Origin of the sequence: Allocatenococcus thiocycli (assembly GCF_921292965.1) — a bacterium.
Taxonomy (GTDB): domain Bacteria; phylum Pseudomonadota; class Gammaproteobacteria; order Enterobacterales; family Vibrionaceae; genus Vibrio; species Vibrio natriegens.
Map to the genome: position 1 here is coordinate 139,523 of NZ_CAKLCK010000045.1, position 19,450 is coordinate 158,972.

Genomic DNA, 19,450 nt, shown 5'->3' on the forward strand with positions numbered 1-19,450 from the left:
GATTTTATATGAAAAGAATATTAATAGTTGAGGATAACAAGGAAATTGCCGGGATCTTGTTTGACTACTTTGCGAGTGAAGAGGTTGAGCTTGATTATGCCGACAATGGAGAATTAGCTCTAAAACTTGCGTTAGAATCAGGTTTTGACGCCATCATTCTTGATCTTATGCTACCACGTATGGATGGCTTGACGGTTTGTGAGAAGCTTAGAGAGGCTGGGAACGGAACTCCCGTGCTGATGTTAACCGCATTGGACAGCCGAAATGATATGTTAAATGGTTTCAACTATGGGGCTGACGATTATTTAACTAAGCCAGTAGACCTTGAAATTTTAGATGCACGTTTACGCGCACTGATAAAACGTTATCGACGAGCGGTTACAGATTCGTCCCTGGAGTTTGGTAGCTTACTCATCGATCAAAAAACACATCAGGCTTATCGTAATGGAGTTCGGCTCCTTCTGAACCCCACAACTTATTCAATTCTAGAGTTACTCTGCCAACGCGCACCTGAAATTGTAACGCGCACTGATATCATCAATATGCTTTGGCAAGACAATGAACCTAGTAATGACGTATTGCGCAGTCATATCTATCAACTGCGAACCCAGTTAGATAAACCGTTCGCTTCATCTATGTTGATTACGGTTCCTAAGGTTGGTTTTCGATTGGAGAACGTGAATGAAAAAAACTAACTTTGCCAGCACTCGTACCTTAACAAGCCAACTAGCGATATTTTTTACGATAGTCGCCCTCGTGATGGGTTTAGTCAGCTATATGATTTTTTTTGCAGCCTTACACTGGTCTGAAGATAAAGTCGGGGAACGCCGTATAGAAATAGATAAAAATGAAGCAATACAGAGGTTTATTGATGGAGAAAATGGTGAAATATCCATAGATGTTCTCACTCATGCATATAACGATATCAGCTTGGTCCCATTAAAGTATCATAAGTACTTCAAAGGCAGAGACTCTTATGTCGGTGAAGTTGGCTACGGGAATGAATCATTGATGCTCTACTTTGGTTACTACACAAACAATGGAGAAAGGAACCCCGTTATATTGCTATCTGATATCAATCAAATTGAATTTGGTGAATATGAAATAGTGTATGCCAGTCTAATAGTGATCACTAGTATTGCGGGGCTATTGCTTGTCTTTGGACTACTGTTGAATCGTTTAACACAACGCCTGATAACTCCCATTAATCATTTGATAGAGCAATTAACCGAACAAAGCGGTAATAGCACCCATGTGTTTGATATTCCACCAGGTGGTGCCAGTGAATTTCAGATTTTAGCGGATCAGCTCAATCAATACCGTCATGATATTCACAATTTGTTAAAGCGTGAACAGGCATTCGCCCGTTATGCTAGCCATGAACTAAGAACACCGTTAACCATTGTGAAAGGCGCAAGTAAACTTTTAGAACGAAAGGTATCTGACGATTTTCAAAAAAGACAGGTCGTCCGTATAAATGAAGCTACATTACAGATGACCACGATGGTTGATGCATTACTAGGGCTTGTGCGTTATGAACGCAGTGAAGATGACACTGTTGAAAGAATGGTAAGCAAAGACGAATTTGAGAACATCATTGAACTCAATAGTGCTCAGGCAAAAGACAAAAATATCGACGTTGAACTAATTTTTCATCAGAGACCATCGGTTAAAGCCGCGCCAGCAGTGCTGAATATGGTGATAGGAAACTTATTGAGAAACGCGATTGCAGCGACTTCTCAAGGCGTCGTAACTTTAGAAGTATCCACAGACTCATTAGCTATTAGGGATAATGGGCCGGGCTTAAGTCAGTCTCCTAATCAGGATGGACATGGTTTGGGCTTGCTAATCGTTGATGATTTATGTCGCAGATATCATTGGAGTTTTTCTATTAAGAACCGACCTACTATTGGATGTGAAGCATTAATAACGTTTCAGTGAGCGAGAGTTTAAGTCTTAGTATTTTTGCGTTTAGGAAGCATATTCCGTAAGTATGACCGTCCTGTTATGCGGCTCATGATAATAACGGCGCATATATGGAGGCAGACACAAAGAAAGGATACATTCACCGCCCCATGATGAACCAGTTTTATCCAATCTTCTCCCCAATATTGATCAGTTTCCATCATGAAGCCTGATGTACCGGCGACAAGAACACTTCCCCACATACTCCAAATCATAACAGCTCCTGCCGGGTTATGGCCTTGATAATCATCGGTGCTTGTCTCTATTACCTCTTTAAGGTGGCTAACTGCGTTAGGTATAGAAGGCAAAAATGATGTAAGTCTTGCAGGAGGTGGTGCTATACAACCCCAAGCCAGTCGGATAACAATGATGCCGACTAAGCTATAACCAATGTACTGATGGACGTCACTACCTGCCTTAGTTAAGAAAAAGTTCAACGGAAATAGACTTGCTACTGCCCAGTGAGTCACTTTTACTACGGGATCCCAATGCGTTGATTTAGTCTTCATTATTCTCATAAACTATTGATATGACTGCTGAGCAGTCATAGGTTTGTGTTGGCGTACCATCGAAGCCGCTGAAGTTTTTAATGTTCCGCGCCATTTTTTAATTTTATCTCTGTAGCTTCTCTATTTATTCCCTAGCTTTTCGACATCCCCTATTAAATCAGATATATGCAATCCGATGTTAGTGCTGATTACTTAAGACACGCTTAAGAAAAGTGGTCAGATTAAAACTCAGCAAGTGTCAGCTTAAAGTAGGAGTGCTTCAAAAGCGGTTTTCCGGACTCTCCTTAATGAGTCTATCGAAAGCTGTAATGAAAATTTGTATCTAACTGGGTGGTAAGCCCATTTTTTGGTAAAAAATCAACCTTTTTTAATCGCTGTCAACTTCATGAAATCATGTTAATGAGGTTTACATTTTTAACAAAAATACACATTATATGAGAAAAATTTTAGTGATTAATTATGAAGTACTTAGTGACTGGAGCTGCTGGTTTTATAGGAAGTGCAACGGTTAGAAAGCTCAATGCTCAGGGACATGAAGTGGTTGGTGTGGATAATCTTAACGATTACTACGATGTAGCGCTCAAACATGCAAGATTGCATTTCTCCGCACACCCATTATTTCGATTTTATCCTTTTGATATTTCGAGTAAAGAAGCAATTGATACGTTGTTTAAGAAAGAGAAGTTTGAGCGGGTTATTCATCTTGCTGCGCAAGCAGGTGTACGATACTCAATAGATAACCCCCATTGTTACGTTGAATCTAATTTGACCGGTTATTTAAATATATTAGAAGCTTGCCGCCAGAATAGAATTCAACACTTAGTTTATGCTTCTTCCAGTTCCGTTTATGGGCTAAGTAGTAAAGTCCCGTTCTCTACGTCAGATCGCGTTGATCATCCTGTTTCCCTTTATGCAGCGACAAAAAAATCTAATGAGTTAATGGCGCATTGCTATTCGCATCTCTATCAAATTCCTACCACTGGACTACGCTTCTTTACCGTTTATGGCTCATGGGGACGTCCCGATATGGCGCCTTTTCTCTTTACTAAGAAGATACTAGAAGGAGATACCATCGATATTAACAACAATGGGGATATGTGGAGGGACTTTACACATATTAACGACATTGTTGAGGGTATCGTACGGATTGCAGATGTCATTCCTAGCCCAAATAAGCATTGGAAGGTTGAGGACGGCTCACCCGCGAGTAGCTCTGCTCCTTTTGCGGTTTACAATATCGGACATGGTTCTCCTATAAATCTTATGGATTTTATAAAGGGGATAGAAAACCAACTAGGTATTGAGGCGAAAAAGAACTTCAGAGAGATGCAACCGGGCGATGTCTACCGTACATACGCCGATACTGAAGATCTTTTACAGGTAACCGGGTACAAGCCAAAGGTATCTATACAAGAAGGTATCGCTGAGTTTGTGTCATGGTACCGAGAATTTTATAACAAATAAGAAAAATGATTTTCTGTAGGTTTTTATTTACAGATAGCTTAAACAAGGTTAGAGCTCATGTTGCCGAGTATATCAGTCGTTATTCCAGCTAAAAATGAACAAGGGAATATAGGGAAGTTAGTTAAAGAAATTCATGACAGCTTGAAGGTTTATCCTCAATTTGAAATTGTCATCACTGATGATGGCAGTACCGATAATACCGTGCAGGAAGCGCTTGATGCTGCACAAGAGTGTGGTTGCGACTTGCAGATTGTGAGTCATGAGAAAAGTTGCGGACAAAGTACCGCTGTTTTAACCGCAGTTAAACATGCGAAAGGTGAGTGGATCATTACATCAGATGCCGATGGTCAGAATGATCCGTCAGACATGCCAAGTATGTTAGAGCTCGCCGCTCAAGTGAAAAAAACACATTTCTGTATTGCAGGCTACAGGGCTAAACGCTTAGATACTGCTTGGATTCGTTTCCAATCTAAAGTCGCCAATACAATACGACATGCTCTGTTAGGTGATGGCGTACCAGACTCCGGTTGTGGCTTAAAAGTCATTCCTAAAGCTACCTATCTTCGATTGCCATTCTTTGACCATATGCACCGTTTTTTACCCGCGTTGATCAAATCCTTAGATGGTGAAATTGTGGTTCATCAAGTGGCACATAGAGACAGAGAAGCCGGCACTTCAAATTACAACGCTTGGAATAGGGCTTGGGTCGGCATCGTAGATTTACTTGGTGTCATTTGGTTACAACGACGTACTAAAAATCCAATGGTCAAAGCTGTAAGTAGTGTGAATAGCAAATAATGAAGTGGATTAAGCTTTTATTTCTCATTGTTGTTGGGGTACTGATTGCCAATCAGCTTGATAATCCTGTTATGGTTCATTTGACAGATAAGAACTGGCTTGTCGGTTACATCCAACAAAATGGTACGACAGGGAAAATGGTGGTATTCCTTTTCAGTGTCATCTTTTTATCTTTTAGCGGGCCAAAGCAAGCAATTGCATTGGTGTTTGGGTATTTATTCAGTATCAACTTAGGCGTTACATTAACATTGTTCGCTTGTATTTTTGCAGCGGCACTAAATTATTACTGCGCTCGGTTTATATTCGCAAACTGGTTATATCGACGCTTCCCGAACAAAATGATTAAGTTCAATTCCTTTGCCAGTCGTAAGCCGTTTTACAAAATATTGCTGTTACGGCTATTTCCTATTGGGAACAACGTTGTGACTAACGTCTTATCAGGTAGTGTCCGAGTACCTTTTTTCGCATTTCTTACTGCAAGTATACTCGGTTATCTCCCGCAAATTATTATCTTTGCACTTGTGGGGGCAGGAATTCAGTCTTCAAGTAACACAATGATATACCTTAGCATTTTCTTTGGTGTCATGAGCGCTATCCTCACAGGGTTTCTTTACAGAGATCATATTAAGAGCCGTGTTGAACTATTAAAAATGGAAGAGGAATTATGAAACCCGTTTTCACAAAGTCTAGGTTAGCTTGTTCAGATACTTGCTAGGTCAGAACTAGAAAGCGTGGATCTGCGAAGACACGGGACGATGGGCTAATTCTTTAATCCCAGTAAGACTATCAAATAAGAAATTAAATGGATTTATTATCTTTATTATGATGTGAGTAACAATTCTATGTTAACAAATAACCCTAACCCTAACCCTATTAGTGTCTCTAGTAAGCAATATTGGCTGCTAACATTTATCACTGCGCTGGTCTTTATAGCGGTAAATGTTAGTTTTAGGCCTATCTTACCTATAGATGAAACCCGTTATATATCTGTCGCGTGGGAAATGTGGCTAGATAAAAACTGGTTAGTACCACACATAAACGGAAGCCCCTATGACCATAAACCACCATTTATGTTCTGGTTGTTTAACATCGTTTGGTCTGCATTCGGAACTTCAGAAACAGTGTCGCGTTTGGTGGTGCCAGTTTTTTCTTTGTTAAATCTTTTTCTCGTTAATCTACTGGCTCGGAAAGTTTACCCCGATTCAAAACAGGCACAAGTCTTGTCCCCACTCATTTTGTTTAGCTTCTTAGGGTGGTTTTTGTATTCGGGCATGATAATGTTTGATTTAATACTCACGGTATTCTATTTGCTGGCAATATTGAGTCTGTGGAAATACTCGGAGTCGAACCGACCAGTATGGATTTGGTTAACCGGAACTGCAATCGGGTTTGCGCTGCTTACTAAAGGTCCTGTTATTTTTGTGCATTTTTTGCCATTTGTAATGTTAGTTCGTATTTGGCACCCTTCGCCGTCCAATATTAATAAAGCCTTTTTCAAAGCAGTACTTTGGGCTGTTCTTATCTCTGTCGCTATTATCTTAATGTGGGCAATCCCTGCCGCCATATCCGGAGGTGAAGAATACGCTAGAGCAATATTTTGGGGGCAATCTGTTGATCGAATGCAAAATTCTTTTGCTCATGCAAGACCATTTTATTGGTACGTGCTTCTACTACCTGCTCTTTTATTTCCCTGGTTGTTCTTAAGTGGTTTCTGGCGTAGCCACCCATGGGTGGTAACTGAACGCGGAGATACCTTATGTCTTGCCTTATTCGCGATTATACTTGTAATTTTTAGCTGTTTTAGCGGTAAACAGATTCATTACTTATTCCCCACTTTTCCTTTTGTCGCTGTTTGGATTGCTAAGCAAGTTGATTTAAGAAAATTCAAAACAGAGTTCGCTGTTGTTGGTATTCTCAGCCTGATTGTTATTGTAATTTTTGGTTCACAATTTTGGGTTTCAAAAGCGTTTCGAAGCGCAGAGATTACTGATTTGTATCAAAGTTGGGGAATTCTTCCTCTACTACTTATCGGTTTACTTTTGTGGAAAAAAACACTTCCTATCGATCGTTTGGCATTGAACATTGGAGCTCTACTATTAAGTTTATCTGCGCTATTCGCCAGTTTGTCTCCTGTACTCAAGAATGTTTACGACGTAACTGAGCCAGGTCAACGTATCCATCAACTGCAATCTGAAGGGAATCAAGTCTCATTTATAGGGAAATACCACAATACTTTTGGATACGCGGGAAAATTGGAGATACCGCTACATCTAGTACCATCCAACCAAGCAGAGCGTGATGCATTTTTGAGAACAGAGCCTGGTTATACTGTCTGGATTCAACGTCATGAATCGAAAGCGCTAGAAGAAAACGCGATATACACGACCCCTTTCCGTGGACAGAGGCTGTACGTTATCGAAAATAAAGAGCTCGAAAAAGTATTACAAGCATCTAAGTAAGCAGTGTAACTCAGTAAGGCAAGTTAGTGATGGATGATTGGGAGTTAAAGGTAATCTTTAACACGATGGATAACTATAAAATAGAGTTGGGTTCGTACAAAGATCTGCAATCAAACATACTGGCTGAGTGGCTGCTTGCAGGGTACACAAAATAGTTTAGCCGTTTTTCTCTTGTTATGTATGACGATGACGGAATGTTTTTGAACTCTAAATTGCTTTCGCATGAAGCGTTTAACCAGCTAATTATCAAATGCTACATTGATAATTAGCTGGTTAACTTGACCATTTTGCCACGTCACTTTTAATGTATGGTTATACGTATACAAACCTAACGATTACTTCTGAAGTATCAGAATTTTTAGGTGAGAAGATATCCTGAACATCAAAAGACGAACAGAGTTCATTCTTCAATAACTAACAGCTAACATCAGGTTAACTTTCCCATACCTGACTTAATCCGTATTTTGCTAAATTAAGTAGAAACTCTAACGAACTTCTGTCCAGAGACGTGCCAGAACGATCACTGCTAGATTTGTGATTACTGCTAGATTACCTAAACAGCAAATAACTCTTAATCTGCAAACAGAGCCGGTGTTACCATTGGAACCGCTTAACGAGCTTTCGAACTGCTATCTTCACTCGATTCATCAATCAATCGAGCTGTCATCTCAAGAACCTTCTGCTTATCCGTTTCAGATAGCTTATTCAGGTTCATAGCTAGTTCAGCAGAAATCTCATCTTCACAAAAAAAGTAGCTCAAAGGCACACCCAGTTCATCTGCTAATGCCTTAAGTGTCCCTATATCGGGTGTATGCTTGCCCTTTTCGTACTGATTCATTCTTGGGCTTGCAGAGCTCTCATCCATACCTATACGCACTCCCAAGGCTTTTTGGGAGAGCTTTGCTTTTTTACGCGCTTCTTTGAGGCGCTCTGGGATTGGGCTAATGAACGACACTGACTATTCATACATACGATCTCAAGGTAACTAAGATTTTCTTAGTTTTACCAATTTCTGTATACTAAGCAATCCTTAGTTTTTGGTGAGTATGATTTTAGAAAATGAGACGTTCTCGAAGAATCAGTGCGATCATGCACAAGTTATTGATTGAACATGGGTTAGATGGGTTCACCGTGCTAGAAGCTAGAGATCTGTGGTTATCACTCGAAGATAGTGGTTCTGACTCTACTGAAGCTCGAAAAAAGGTGTATCGAGCAATTTTTAACTTTGAACAGAAAAACTGGTTACGATATGAGGGCACAGGGCGAAACAAACGTTACTTTCAAACGGAACAATTTAAAGAACAATCTGACTATAGAGTGTTAAATCATCAATCAGGAATAAACCACGAAACTACTGACCAAGATTATTCCATTCTGCTCAACGAGCGTAATGAGTATAAAGGCGAACTTGAAATCGTACTTGGAGAGATGGATGAGTACCAGTCGATAGTATCTCGATTCCCTAACCTAGAAAAAAGACTCGCTCCGATTCATCAGCAAGCTAAGGAACGGGCTGCTTTATTGCTCGGTAAAATAAATGCTTTGACAACCGTTCTGAATACTCTGAGTACAGGTAGTGGGCCATGCTAAGAAAATGGCAAAGTGAATGCTCAGACAAAGCTTTAGAAAAATACACAATGAATCACTCCCACTTCTTTTGCCAAGCCACTCCTGGCGCTGGTAAAACAGTTCTTGCCGCGAATATCGCATCAAGGCTACTGCAAAACGATATGGTAGATCTTATATTATGTTTCTCGCCATCTTTGACGGTGTCTGATGGTATTAAAAAAACATTTTCTTCAATCCTTGGTTGTACGTTTAACGGTGGTATGGGATCAATTGGGCAATCCCTAACTTACCAGTCTATCCAGTTCCTTAATGTAGAGTTTTGGCAAACATTGAGAAGCCATAGGGTCTTTGTCGTATTTGATGAGATTCATCACTGCTCTGGTTCTGAGGTTGAAAATGCGAACATCTGGGGTCAACAAGTTCTCACAAAGATACAAGGGCTTGCTACTTTTACACTCGCGCTTTCAGGAACACCGTGGCGCTCAGACTCTTTACCGATTGTATTGGGTGAATACAGCGATCCAGACGGGCAACTCCTTGTTGACTATCAATACACTCTAAAACAAGCTATCGATGATGGTGTTTGTAGAGCACCTAAAATCGTATTGATCGATAATGAACACTTGTCTGTTAGTAGCAGTGAGAAGATGGAATCCTTTTCATCAATCTTAGAGATGCTGAAGCAAACGAAAGTGTCTTACCAGAGTGTTATACATAACCAAGAGGCCATGGAGTATCTACTTGGTTTAGGGGGTGAACGGTTAGCCCAAATACGACTTGACTCATCTAGTGCCGGTGGATTAGTTGTTGCAGCTTCAGTTCAACACGCGCAAGCAATTAAAGAAATTCTCTCTCAAAAATTCGGCCAAACCGTTTCAATTGTTACCTATCGACATGAAGAGCCTTTAGCTGAAATAGAACGTTATCGACAAAGTGATGCCCAATGGATTGTAAGTGTTGGTATGATCAGCGAAGGGACTGATATTCCGCGCTTTCAAGTATGTTGCCACATGAGTTCGGTCAAAACTGAGCTGTACTTCCGGCAGGTGTTAGGACGTATTCTTCGGATCAACTCTTCAACGCCTCAGCAAGCTTGGCTATTTACGTTTGCAGAGCAAAGCCTCATCCAGTTTGCAGAGAGAATTGAGGATGATATTCCTGAGTCTTGTCTGTACGCGCATATGGGGAAACCAATAGAGTCTGAGCTATCATATCAACGAAATCATTTGAATGATGAGAGGTTGTTGCTTGAATCGCAAAGCACCCAAAGTACAAATGTATCTTGGGGAAGTGGCACAGGCGGTATAAGCAATCAATACGCGGCTTTAGCGGCGTTTGATGAGCTGCGACTTGGAGCGTTTAAGCAGAGAGTGATTTCAGCATTTTCATCAACGTAGTTGAATAAGATCAAAAAATTTTTAGGTCTGTGTAGGTTTTTCTTGCACCGCTACCAGCAGTTTCAATTGGTTGTCCTTTGCTGATGTTGAAAGTGTTTCAGGTGATTTCATGACAAACCGAGGCTCTAGAACGGATGCTGAACCTAAACCTTTGGATACGGAGCCTGTAAGCTGCCACACAACTAGTAGGGCACACAACTAGTAGGGCAGCGCAACTCAAACCTGCCCTTTATCATTTGGATCTACTGTTCATCACAGCTTCATAAGTCTGTGTTTGACCTAGTTTTCATAATGAATCAATATGTGCCTATTCTATTAGTTTGGACTCCCCAATTGCCAATTGAGGCGTGTCTACTGATTTGGCGGCTATTCTGTCAATTAAAATGAGGTACTATGTTTTCAGAATTGGAAAAAATATCTGAATTGAATAAGAGTTCACTTGTTTTATACGCTCGTCTTTGGCAACTTGAGAGATGGTTGAGGGAGATGGTGTATGTTGAATTAAAATCTAAGAAAGGTAGAAACTGGTTTAATTTCCGGATAACTAAAAACACCTATGAAACAGATAAAGCTGTTACCCATATACCAACAGCCGATGATAATCCTTTAAGCTTCAGTACATTTCCAGAGCTAGTTAAACTAATTCAAAATAACTGGGATCTATTTTCGGAGTATTTACCTCCGAAGCATATATGGCAAGTCAAGCTAGATGAAATTATACATATAAGGAATAGAGTAGCTCATTTCAGAGCTGGGCATTCCGATGATATCGAACGACTACTGCAACTTATGAGGGATATTGACAAAGGGTTCTGGAAATTTTGTACGGATTATAATAATCCCCAGCCAATATTACCTCCAGAAAGGGATCCAGTTTCTAAAAAGTATATTCATCTCGACCCATTTTCGTTTAAAGAAATTGCGCCAAATAAATGGGCGAAAATAGGAACCGCTCCCACTGGCCTGAGATATATAGTATCTATTAATTATCTTCGGCGGCGCTGGGCTGAAAAATCTGAGGTAATTGACGGTACATCTGGCTATATCTATGACGTTTCTATCCATTTGCGAGAGAACAAGCAGTTTGAATATTCAAAGTTTTTAGCGGAAACAAGTCAATTTAAAGCAGACATAATTCATATCTGCTTAGATACATTTTCAAGTAGTATTCGAGTGACCATTCCTGCTCTAATTGGTAGTGAAAAAGTTTGTAAGCTAATTGATTGTTTGATTCAGATAACTGAAAATTCAATGACACTTCATCGAACGATCAACGTTGATGATCAAACTGTACAGAAATTATCTGAAGAATGGCCAGAGTATGTCGTAGGCCCTAGAAACCCTTTAACGTTTCTTAGTCCTGATATGCCATGCTCATTTTTTAACGTTATCAAAAACTGAGCGGCACCATCAAAACTGGACACTGAGTTAAACGACTTTTCATACTTGTATTTATTTATGAATTGCTCATTTAGTAAAGGCGTTGACAAATTTTTGTCGAGAGGCGTGCTGCCGATATCATTGGTGGCATTTTTCCCCTTATTTCTATAGTTATATTCGGTTTTAGATGAACCATTCAGGGTATTTTTCTTTCAAGAAATCGGCGAGCCAATCCAAGCTCTCATTACAATCATGCAGCGTTTCTTTGAGATCTTTTATAACATCACTATTTTTTAAATCTAAAGTGCGGTCAGTAAATGGGGTTTCGATATAAACGAGTAAATTATCAGTAACAGTTATTACGTTATCACGCTGATATATTATCATCATGGTATTCTCCTGATTTAGTTGTTTATTTTTATTGTCAGTCTAGCACTCAGGAGCTTAATTTTTAGGTCAACTCATCTTTGCCCTTTCGTTTTCGGTGTCTGCAAGAAGTAAGTACTGGGCTGGCAAACTTGCTTCTGCCCCATTGTGTGCCAGCGTCAATTGAGCCTGTTCCCTGATGCTCTGTCATATGACTTAGTTTTTGCTAATACGTTTAACGTGGCTACATAAGCGGCTACTTCGTTGAGTCACGATGATTATTCAGTGACTTTGGTAATTGTTGTTCAGTTGCCTTTAGGACAGCTATAATTTTCAGCTACTACTTGGTCGTTATTTGGTACTGGCTAACATCCAAGTAATGATTAATCTTATCAGCGACAGGAGTTCACAATGAAAGTTTATGGACAAAAAACGATAGAGGTCGTTGTTGATCGACATTGTGATATTTGTGGTGTTAGCGTGATGGTCGATTCAAATGGCGTTCAGTTAGAAGAGGTTGGTGAACTGACTGCCAACTGGGGTTTTGGGTCAAAAATGGACGGCATTACTCACCACCTTGATATGTGTGAAAGTTGTTTTCAAGTTGCGTTATCTGCTCTAAAGGAGCATCGTCGAAGCATTGTAATGTTCGATGATGAGCAAGACCTTCCAGATGAAAACTTTGGTGTAGATCGCTCTCATAGCACTAACTAGCAATACGGATTTCTCGGCAGTTGGACTGTTGCAATAACTTCCATCTGGCCAAATTGTGCAACAGCCTATTGCACAAATTACTTCTGCACAAATTAGCCTGAATCAAAAATGCCCCAAAGTGAGTTGCGACCAAAATCTAAGTGGACGAAACATACTAATTAACTTCCTGCTAACAAAAAGTCCGTCATTGCAAAAAATTGTTCTGATTTTCTGTATCTCCAAGCTAAATTGAATATTAAAACAGGCCCAGATAGATGGCTCACTTTAAATTTTCTAGTCGTTATTCATGTCTTTGACGTTAAATATTGCGTTATCACTTCCGCCTTTTCTCAAAAGATTACCGTCCTTTAAGTATAAATTATAAGTAATAGATTGTTTATATTGTGACTGGAAATTGCTCTAACTTATTTTTTTATGTAAGAGATTGTTATGGGCTTTAATTAATTCACTAACAAATAATAAGACGTTACGGCTAGTAAATGAAAAAATCGACTCAAGAAACTATACAGAAAATAAAGGAAAGTTATATCAACTATCGGAGTGTATTTATTCCAGGAACACAATTATTAAATATTTTGGTAGAGCTTGGGGCAAATCCAGCTCATGTGGAGGAAATGAAAGTAATTAGTGAGCAGCTATTTAATGATCCAACGTTGGCATTTAGACGTTCAAGAAATGGAAGGTTTTGCTATAACTTGGAAAAGCAATGTTGTTATCGAACAGAGTTTCAACCATTTGTTCTATCTTTTGATGAGGACTTTGTTCGCCATGATTCGGGGGATATTAGACATTTTCGAGGCTTAAATGACCGACTACAACATAATTCTATCTTCCAATCTTTACTCTTATTTAAGCACCTTGTTTGCCATGATGTCGCAACGGCTCCACGAAAGTATTTGAACTACGATTCTCCAAATTGGGTGTCGACAGTTTTCCATCTGCGTACAGTTACTTCTCCAAGCTTGGTCGGTGAGCCTGCTCTAGAGGGAGTACATACTGATGGTGTTGACCACACAATGACAACATTATTGGGGCACAAAAATATGACAGACCATAGCGCCAAAACCTTTATTCATCATATGAAAGAAAAAAACGCATTAAAATGGCACGAAGCTGATCCGACATTTATATTGGATGAGAAACAACATTTGAACTTCCTTGATACTTTGTTGATTTGCGATAATGAGAGAAAACATAGCTTGACGGCAGTAGAAGCATCCAATCCTGCTAAAGATGCAACAAGAGATATGTTGATTTTTTTCACTCGGAAACCAGCATTGGAGGGGCACGTCTCATTTCCTTATGATTCTTTAAAAGCGCATCCAGACTACCCGATAAGCTTTAATCTTAACGTTTAAGCTGATGAGTTTGATTATGAATAAGTTAGCTCCTTTCCTATTTCTTTTTATCTGGAGTAGTGGTGCGGTGGTGGTTAAGTTCGGGCTTCAATACGCATCAGTTTGGAGCTTCCTAGCAGCCCGATCTTTGGTTTCCATGTGTTGCTTAATAATGTTGTTTTGGTTTTACTCTTACCGTAAACCATCATTGATTCGTAGCCCTTCAAAAACTGAGCTACGAAGAATTTTGGTGGTAGGGGCACTTCTTCAAGTTTGTTATCTGTCATTTTATTTTTTGGCGATTGATACCGGAATTTCTCCGGGGTTGGTGACACTAATTCTGGGCTTACAACCGCTGCTAACCCCATTTTTATGTAAGCAACAAGTCAGTCGTCGTCAGTTGGCACTTTTGCTGTTGGGTTTTCTCGGGTTAGTGATTTCGATTTATGGCGCGAAAGACCTCACGCAATTAGCGGCATATGGAGTGGTATTTGGCATTGCTGCTCTTTTTTCTATAACGTTTGGTACGGTGTTGCAAGCGAGTATTGTCAGTCATGTGTTATTGAGTGCAATGTGCCAGAGTGTACTAGCTACCCCCATTCTTATGGGGATCAACGTTCTGGTTGGGGGGAGTATTATTTGGACGCCAGAATTTTTGATATCACTTGTTTGGATGTCTGTGGGGGTTTCAGTAGGGGCATTGTTGTTGCTGATGCACATGACCAAGCAAGATGGGGCATCATCAGTTAGCGTGTTATTTTATGCGATACCGTTATTGGCATATTTTTTTGATTATGCGCTATTTGGCACTCAAATCAGTCTGCTCACTATAGTCGGGATGTTTGTTGTTGCGTTGGCCATTGTCTTCTATCGTCGTTTTCCTGCTGAAAAAGTTCAACGCTTGGCACGATAATGTTTCGGTGATTGAGAAAAATGATTACTGAAGCAACGGGTGAATGAAGACTGACAAGTGAAGCCCACTTTCTCTGAAATTATTGATATTGGCAGGTCAGTATTGTTGAGCAATACTCTAGCATTCTCCATGCGTAATTTCGTAAGATACTTGAAAGGCGTCTGCCCCATATTTTTTCGAAAAACCACTTTGAATTGTGTGTGGCTTAAGCATGCTACTGCCGACAAGTCTTCAATAGAGTAGTTCTTGGATAAATCTTGATTGATATACTGGATGACTTTTTTGATCCGATAATCGATTTTATTCCCGAGATCTTGTTTAGCGAGGATCGCGAATAGTAGTGACAAAATAGATTCTTCTAATTCTTCGATAGAATCCACCTCAAGTTGCTTTTCAACATATCGAACAAACGTATTGGCTGACTCATCAAGCCGGATAACGGTACTTTGAATGTGACTTAGAAAGTCGGGAAGTTCATAAATATCGATGACTAGAAATCGGAAATCTTCTCGTGCTTTAAATTCATGGTAGCAACCGGATCTAATGATTATGCAGTCACCATAAGCGATAGTGCAAACTTCTCCATCTAAGATTAAATCAATGTACCCTTTGGTAGGGAGCACGATTTGATGATATTTGTGAGAATGTCCTTTCGAGTACTTGTTATAAGTTCTCATGGTTATTTTTGAACTCATTATTTTCCTTAAATAACATATGGATAGGGCTTGTTGGCGTTGTTTTTAGTATATGATAATAGCAATAACTCTTTGATCTGAAGAGATTGGGTGCTTTATGGACTGTAACTCAGTATTGCCCCAAGACGAGTTAGAATATTTTTAGTAACTCATCAAGCTGGATAATTTGGCTTACTTTTTCTAAGCAATAGGAGGTAAGTATCTCTAATTTCACAACGTACTCTTAGCGTTCATGCACTTAACATATTGATTTGTAGCTTCAATCACTGACCGTTTACTACTTAATCTGTACAATAGCTGAAATCATAATTCATTAAATACAAAGCATGGAATCTATAGAAGAAATTAACATTAATGATATTTGGCAGAACAATGTCATCCTATTGATTGGCTCTAGTGCTTCATATGGGCTTTTACCGACTCTGGCTACATCAATGAAAGGAGAGTTGAAAAAGTGGTAGAGGTGGCTTTTTTTATTCTATTTGTTTTGGTTTTTTCAATGTCAACATACGCCTACTTCATATCTTCTAAACTGAGAGGCGAACTGGGTCTTAAAATTACAACGTTGCAGATTGTATATATAGTGCAAAATGAAATTTTATCAGGTAATTCGGTGATTGAGTTCAAAACGGATAAGTCAATTTATCTATATAGAAAAGTTAAAACTGTATTACGTTTAACGTATTTACTTATATTTTTGGGGATTTTAGCAATGATTCCTTTTGCATAGGTAAAGTCAAAGAGTTTGTCGAACTAAAATCAATGAAATTGGACTTGCACCATAACTTGAAACCAAACCCGCTTACGGAATATCTAGATTACGACTACGGCAGTTTATTGATAAACGAGCCTCAGCGTTCAAGCGGCAGTTAGAATATATAAAGGCAAAGGACAACACACACCTTAATAAGCCTAAATAGCCCTTAATTAATAAAGGCGATGGTTGCTTCTATCCAACGTCTTTCCGATTAGGTCTATCAAACTGAGGCGCTGTTCTTCAATTTGGGATACGAAAAGTTATTCAGGGATAGCTAAATTAGAAATCTCGCTGACTCAGAATTGTCCAAAAGCTTCCTAGAGAGATTGATCAAGCTTTGTGATCAAGCTTTATTGGCACTTCTACAGTGTTTCGGTTAGCAATGCGCCCCAAAAATGCTCAAACTTTACCTTTTAATCGCCTAAGAGGTGTTTGAAAGGCACTTTTCCGATCAAACTTTATTGTCTTCCGATACTAGTTTTGATGAAGCTGATTTTTGTTAGAATAAGATTGGTGTCAGCTCTCCGACCAAAGATACGCTGCTACCAACGTTATGCATTAATGTATATCGTTTATGCCGATGTCTCTGATCAATGAAATTGGGTCATCGGCAGCTTCTTCATCCAGTAAGCACTTCATGGCTAAAGCCACCTTTATCGCACTTGGCGACACGCCCAAAATCTTCGCTTTCGCATTGATAAAATAGAGCAATTCTTCTTGCATACAAATCCTCCTTTGTGATGGGTACGCTATGATAGTATACTGTATAAATACACATGTTCGACGGTGGTTTTTTGAGCAATTAAATCTGTCAGTGATGGCATCGCCTTACTAAACATTTCAGGGGTATAGTGAACTTTCACTAATGAAAAAGATAATCCATATAGATCTCGACAGTTACTATGTCTCTGTAGAAGCAAGGGACAACCCCTCTTTACGTGGAATCCCTCTAGCTGTTGGAGGGAAAGATGGTCGCGGCGTTATTGCAACTTGTAGCTATGAGGCGAGAGCTTTTGGTGTGCGTTCGGCTATGTCTACAGCAAAAGCGTTACAACTTTGCCCAAGCTTAACGGTAGTGTCTGGAAATATGGAAAAGTATAAGGCGGTATCTAGGCAAATCCATGAAATATTTAGACGGTATACGGATGTAATAGAGCCACTATCGTTAGACGAGGCGTATTTAGATGTTACAGGTTCTAAGCTGTTTCAAGGTTCAGCAACTTTAATTGCAGAAGACATACGTAAATCTATTCAAACTGAATTGAATTTAACGGCTTCGGCAGGAGTTTCCCCATTAAAGTTTGTTTCTAAAGTCGCTTCAGATGTGAATAAACCAAATGGTATTTGCGTTGTTACGCCTGATGAAATTCAATCATTTATTGATAATTTGGACTTAGGTCAGATCAATGGTGTGGGCAGGGTTACTTTAGAAAAACTTAATAAGCTTGGTTTGTTTAAAGGTAAAGATGTCAAAGAGGCCGATAGGAATATTCTGATTAGTCAATTTGGTAAATTCGGTAACACTCTCTGGGATAGGTGTCACGGAATAGATGATAGACCTGTTGTTGTTGAGAGGGTAAGAAAATCAGTAGGGGTCGAAAGAACTTACTTCAGTGATATTGATAACTTAGAGCAATGCCTTTTAGCAATTGATCCCTTGTTTTTAGAATTGGAAAAAAGATTGGAGAAAGCGCTTGAAGGAAAGTTTATTTCAAAGCTTGGCGTGAAGATTAAGTTTAATGACTTTCAGCAAACAACAGTTGAACATAGGCATGATGCTTTTGATAAGCAGTTTTTTATTAGGTTATGTGAAGAAGCATTTAACAGAAGACAGGGGAGAAGGGTTCGTTTGATTGGTTTAAATGTTGGTGTTGAGCCCAAAGTATCTACAGACCAGTTAAACCTCCCTTTGTGATTTTTGTAAGTGAATTTTTAACGAAATGCCCATTTTTTACATAAATTTCTCGGATTTTTTTGTAAGGGGTTTTTGTAAGTTAAAACTTGTATCTAAACCTAAGTTATAAAAGCGTTCTCACTCACTCACTCACTCACTCACTCACTCACTCAGTCAAACTTACATTTTTCACCTACGAGTTAACCGTCGCTGCCGTAGAGATGAGAGATAACCCAAACTACCGAAACATTGCACTTGCTGTGGGCGGACATGAGAAACAGCGTGGGGTGATTAGTACCTGTAATTATGAAGCCCGCAAGTATGGCGTGCGCAGTGCGATGCCGACTGCAAGGGCGTTACAGCTGTGCCCTAACCTTGTGGTTGTACCGGGCCGTATGCATATTTACAAACAGGTTTCTCAGCAGATTAGAGCGATTTTTGAACGTTATACCCCCATTATTGAACCCCTATCTTTAGATGAAGCCTATTTGGACGTGACTGATGCCACAGCATGCCACGGTTCCGCGACACTTATCGCTGAAGCCATTCGAAAAGATATCTGGAATGAGCTTAGTTTGACGGCTTCTGCAGGGGTCGCACCAATCAAGTTTCTCGCCAAAGTCGCGTCAGATATGAACAAGCCCAACGGTCAGTTTGTGATTACTCCAGACAAAGTTCAGCAAGTCGTGGACAAATTACCATTGGAGAAAATTCCGGGTGTGGGCAAAGTCAGTTTGGAAAAACTGCATCAAGCGGGTTTCTACCTTTGTGAAGACATTAAAAACAGTGATTACCGAGAGTTGCTGCGTCAGTTTGGCCGCCAAGGTGCGTCGTTATGGAAACGGAGTCAGGGAATTGATGACAGAGAAGTGGTCGTTGAACGAGAGAGAAAGTCTGTCGGTGTGGAGCGCACGTTTAGCCAGAATATCTCCACTTACGACGAATGTTGGCAGGTAATAGAAAGCAAGCTTTATCCTGAGCTTGAGAAACGATTAGAGCGCGCTAGCCCTGATAAGTCGATCATCAAGCAAGGCATAAAAGTGAAGTTCGCCGATTTTCAGCTCACGACGATTGAGCACATCCATCCACAGCTTGAGTTAAATGACTTCAAAACTCTGCTTAAAGATATTCTCAAGCGTCAGCAGGGACGAGAAATCCGCCTTTTAGGCCTGAGTGTGATGCTCAAGCCGGAAACGCAAGCTCGCCAGCTCAGCTTCTTCTAAGCGCGGCTTT

General features: G+C 39.8%; 18 protein-coding genes and 2 pseudogenes. 15 read left to right on the forward strand and 5 right to left on the reverse strand.

Going from position 1 to position 19,450, the window contains the following annotated elements:
• Positions 1–8 precede the first annotated feature (8 nt).
• A complete protein-coding gene (locus tag L9Q40_RS19055; RefSeq protein ID WP_353613397.1) occupies positions 9–695 on the forward strand; it encodes a response regulator transcription factor in 687 nt (228 codons plus the stop codon).
• The gene (locus tag L9Q40_RS19060; RefSeq protein WP_353613396.1) at positions 682–1,941 is read left to right on the forward strand and encodes a sensor histidine kinase; all 1,260 of its coding nucleotides are present in this window, start codon (positions 682–684) and stop codon (positions 1,939–1,941) included. The genes L9Q40_RS19055 and L9Q40_RS19060 overlap by 14 nt, the downstream gene beginning before the upstream one ends.
• Positions 1,942–1,949: 8 nt before the next feature.
• On the opposite strand, the gene L9Q40_RS19065 is transcribed toward L9Q40_RS19060, so the two are convergent.
• Positions 1,950–2,474, reverse strand: coding sequence for a cytochrome b/b6 domain-containing protein (locus L9Q40_RS19065; RefSeq protein WP_353613395.1), 525 nt, complete (start codon positions 2,472–2,474; stop codon positions 1,950–1,952).
• Positions 2,475–2,933: 459 nt separating this feature from the next.
• On the opposite strand from L9Q40_RS19065, the gene L9Q40_RS19070 reads away from it, so the two are divergent.
• From L9Q40_RS19070 to L9Q40_RS19085, 4 genes are all read left to right on the forward strand, one after another.
• Positions 2,934–3,938 (forward strand): SDR family NAD(P)-dependent oxidoreductase, encoded by a 1,005-nt coding sequence (locus L9Q40_RS19070; RefSeq protein WP_498794233.1) that lies wholly within the window; start codon positions 2,934–2,936, stop codon positions 3,936–3,938.
• 57 nt (positions 3,939–3,995) lie between these two features.
• The gene (locus tag L9Q40_RS19075; RefSeq protein WP_498794234.1) at positions 3,996–4,736 is read left to right on the forward strand and encodes a glycosyltransferase family 2 protein; all 741 of its coding nucleotides are present in this window, start codon (positions 3,996–3,998) and stop codon (positions 4,734–4,736) included.
• Positions 4,736–5,404 carry a TVP38/TMEM64 family protein gene (locus L9Q40_RS19080; protein WP_188740965.1) on the forward strand — a complete coding sequence of 223 codons (669 nt, stop codon included), beginning with the start codon at positions 4,736–4,738 and terminating at the stop codon, positions 5,402–5,404. Before L9Q40_RS19075 ends, L9Q40_RS19080 begins: the two co-directional genes overlap by 1 nt.
• A gap of 174 nt (positions 5,405–5,578) precedes the next feature.
• Positions 5,579–7,195: an ArnT family glycosyltransferase gene (locus tag L9Q40_RS19085; RefSeq protein ID WP_498794235.1), complete on the forward strand. Its 1,617-nt coding sequence runs from the start codon at positions 5,579–5,581 to the stop codon at positions 7,193–7,195.
• Between the two features lie 610 nt (positions 7,196–7,805).
• Here L9Q40_RS19085 and L9Q40_RS19090 read toward each other — a convergent pair.
• Entirely contained in the window at positions 7,806–8,150 is a 345-nt protein-coding gene (locus L9Q40_RS19090) for a helix-turn-helix domain-containing protein (protein ID WP_062854502.1), read from the reverse strand.
• A 104-nt stretch (positions 8,151–8,254) separates the two neighbouring features.
• Between L9Q40_RS19090 and L9Q40_RS19095 the strand changes: the two genes are divergently transcribed.
• The 3 genes from L9Q40_RS19095 (at position 8,255) to L9Q40_RS19105 (ending at position 11,562) form a co-directional block, all read left to right on the forward strand.
• Positions 8,255–8,785 carry a VspR family transcription factor gene (locus L9Q40_RS19095; protein WP_062854501.1) on the forward strand — a complete coding sequence of 177 codons (531 nt, stop codon included), beginning with the start codon at positions 8,255–8,257 and terminating at the stop codon, positions 8,783–8,785.
• Positions 8,779–10,161, forward strand: a complete 1,383-nt coding sequence (locus tag L9Q40_RS19100) for a DEAD/DEAH box helicase (RefSeq protein ID WP_498794236.1) — start codon at positions 8,779–8,781, stop codon at positions 10,159–10,161. The genes L9Q40_RS19095 and L9Q40_RS19100 overlap by 7 nt, the downstream gene beginning before the upstream one ends.
• Positions 10,162–10,554: 393 nt before the next feature.
• On the forward strand, positions 10,555–11,562 hold the full coding sequence (locus L9Q40_RS19105) for a Swt1 family HEPN domain-containing protein (protein ID WP_498794237.1): 1,008 nt from the start codon (positions 10,555–10,557) through the stop codon (positions 11,560–11,562).
• 162 nt (positions 11,563–11,724) lie between these two features.
• Here the strand turns inward: L9Q40_RS19105 and L9Q40_RS19110 are convergent, their stop codons facing one another.
• Complete coding sequence (locus L9Q40_RS19110; protein ID WP_062854498.1) at positions 11,725–11,931, reverse strand: hypothetical protein; 207 nt, start codon at positions 11,929–11,931, stop codon at positions 11,725–11,727.
• Positions 11,932–12,318: 387 nt separating this feature from the next.
• Here L9Q40_RS19110 and L9Q40_RS19115 point away from each other — a divergent pair, with 387 nt between their 5' ends.
• From L9Q40_RS19115 to L9Q40_RS19125, 3 genes are all read left to right on the forward strand, one after another.
• Positions 12,319–12,621, forward strand: a complete 303-nt coding sequence (locus tag L9Q40_RS19115) for a hypothetical protein (RefSeq protein ID WP_062854507.1) — start codon at positions 12,319–12,321, stop codon at positions 12,619–12,621.
• A gap of 479 nt (positions 12,622–13,100) precedes the next feature.
• Positions 13,101–13,979: a 2OG-Fe dioxygenase family protein gene (locus L9Q40_RS19120; protein ID WP_025621643.1), complete on the forward strand. Its 879-nt coding sequence runs from the start codon at positions 13,101–13,103 to the stop codon at positions 13,977–13,979.
• Positions 13,980–13,995: 16 nt separating this feature from the next.
• Complete coding sequence (locus tag L9Q40_RS19125; RefSeq protein WP_498794238.1) at positions 13,996–14,871, forward strand: DMT family transporter; 876 nt, start codon at positions 13,996–13,998, stop codon at positions 14,869–14,871.
• On the opposite strand, the gene L9Q40_RS19130 is transcribed toward L9Q40_RS19125, so the two are convergent.
• Positions 14,853–15,566 (reverse strand): AraC family transcriptional regulator, encoded by a 714-nt coding sequence (locus L9Q40_RS19130; protein WP_161609312.1) that lies wholly within the window; start codon positions 15,564–15,566, stop codon positions 14,853–14,855. The genes L9Q40_RS19125 and L9Q40_RS19130 overlap by 19 nt on opposite strands.
• Positions 15,567–15,892: 326 nt before the next feature.
• On the opposite strand from L9Q40_RS19130, the pseudogene L9Q40_RS19135 reads away from it, so the two are divergent.
• Positions 15,893–16,012, forward strand: a pseudogene (locus tag L9Q40_RS19135) (SIR2 family protein); the annotation flags it as partial.
• An 869-nt stretch (positions 16,013–16,881) separates the two neighbouring features.
• On the opposite strand, the gene L9Q40_RS19140 reads toward L9Q40_RS19135, so the two are convergent.
• Positions 16,882–17,046, reverse strand: coding sequence for a hypothetical protein (locus tag L9Q40_RS19140; protein ID WP_276396570.1), 165 nt, complete (start codon positions 17,044–17,046; stop codon positions 16,882–16,884).
• 142 nt (positions 17,047–17,188) lie between these two features.
• Between L9Q40_RS19140 and dinB (L9Q40_RS19145) the strand changes: the two genes are divergently transcribed.
• Together dinB (L9Q40_RS19145) and dinB (L9Q40_RS19150) are read left to right on the forward strand one after the other, a co-directional pair.
• On the forward strand, positions 17,189–18,238 hold the full coding sequence (dinB, locus tag L9Q40_RS19145; protein ID WP_343362997.1) for a DNA polymerase IV: 1,050 nt from the start codon (positions 17,189–17,191) through the stop codon (positions 18,236–18,238).
• A gap of 188 nt (positions 18,239–18,426) precedes the next feature.
• A pseudogene (dinB, locus tag L9Q40_RS19150) lies at positions 18,427–19,440 on the forward strand (DNA polymerase IV); the annotation flags it as partial.
• Positions 19,441–19,450 lie beyond the last annotated feature (10 nt).

Excerpts from the sequence above, each read along its gene's own strand:
- L9Q40_RS19055 (WP_353613397.1), top strand. The coding sequence starts at position 9 with ATGAAAAGAATATTAATAGTTGAGGATAACAAGGAAATTGCCGGGATC.
- L9Q40_RS19060 (WP_353613396.1), top strand. The coding sequence starts at position 682 with ATGAAAAAAACTAACTTTGCCAGCACTCGTACCTTAACAAGCCAACTA.
- L9Q40_RS19065 (WP_353613395.1), bottom strand. The coding sequence starts at position 2,474 with ATGAAGACTAAATCAACGCATTGGGATCCCGTAGTAAAAGTGACTCAC.
- L9Q40_RS19070 (WP_498794233.1), top strand. The coding sequence starts at position 2,934 with ATGAAGTACTTAGTGACTGGAGCTGCTGGTTTTATAGGAAGTGCAACG.
- L9Q40_RS19075 (WP_498794234.1), top strand. The coding sequence starts at position 3,996 with ATGTTGCCGAGTATATCAGTCGTTATTCCAGCTAAAAATGAACAAGGG.
- L9Q40_RS19080 (WP_188740965.1), top strand. The coding sequence starts at position 4,736 with ATGAAGTGGATTAAGCTTTTATTTCTCATTGTTGTTGGGGTACTGATT.
- L9Q40_RS19085 (WP_498794235.1), top strand. The coding sequence starts at position 5,579 with ATGTTAACAAATAACCCTAACCCTAACCCTATTAGTGTCTCTAGTAAG.
- L9Q40_RS19095 (WP_062854501.1), top strand. The coding sequence starts at position 8,255 with ATGAGACGTTCTCGAAGAATCAGTGCGATCATGCACAAGTTATTGATT.
- L9Q40_RS19100 (WP_498794236.1), top strand. The coding sequence starts at position 8,779 with ATGCTAAGAAAATGGCAAAGTGAATGCTCAGACAAAGCTTTAGAAAAA.
- L9Q40_RS19105 (WP_498794237.1), top strand. The coding sequence starts at position 10,555 with ATGTTTTCAGAATTGGAAAAAATATCTGAATTGAATAAGAGTTCACTT.
- L9Q40_RS19110 (WP_062854498.1), bottom strand. The coding sequence starts at position 11,931 with ATGATGATAATATATCAGCGTGATAACGTAATAACTGTTACTGATAAT.
- L9Q40_RS19115 (WP_062854507.1), top strand. The coding sequence starts at position 12,319 with ATGAAAGTTTATGGACAAAAAACGATAGAGGTCGTTGTTGATCGACAT.
- L9Q40_RS19120 (WP_025621643.1), top strand. The coding sequence starts at position 13,101 with ATGAAAAAATCGACTCAAGAAACTATACAGAAAATAAAGGAAAGTTAT.
- L9Q40_RS19125 (WP_498794238.1), top strand. The coding sequence starts at position 13,996 with ATGAATAAGTTAGCTCCTTTCCTATTTCTTTTTATCTGGAGTAGTGGT.
- L9Q40_RS19130 (WP_161609312.1), bottom strand. The coding sequence starts at position 15,566 with ATGAGTTCAAAAATAACCATGAGAACTTATAACAAGTACTCGAAAGGA.
- L9Q40_RS19140 (WP_276396570.1), bottom strand. The coding sequence starts at position 17,046 with ATGCAAGAAGAATTGCTCTATTTTATCAATGCGAAAGCGAAGATTTTG.
- dinB (WP_343362997.1), top strand. The coding sequence starts at position 17,189 with ATGAAAAAGATAATCCATATAGATCTCGACAGTTACTATGTCTCTGTA.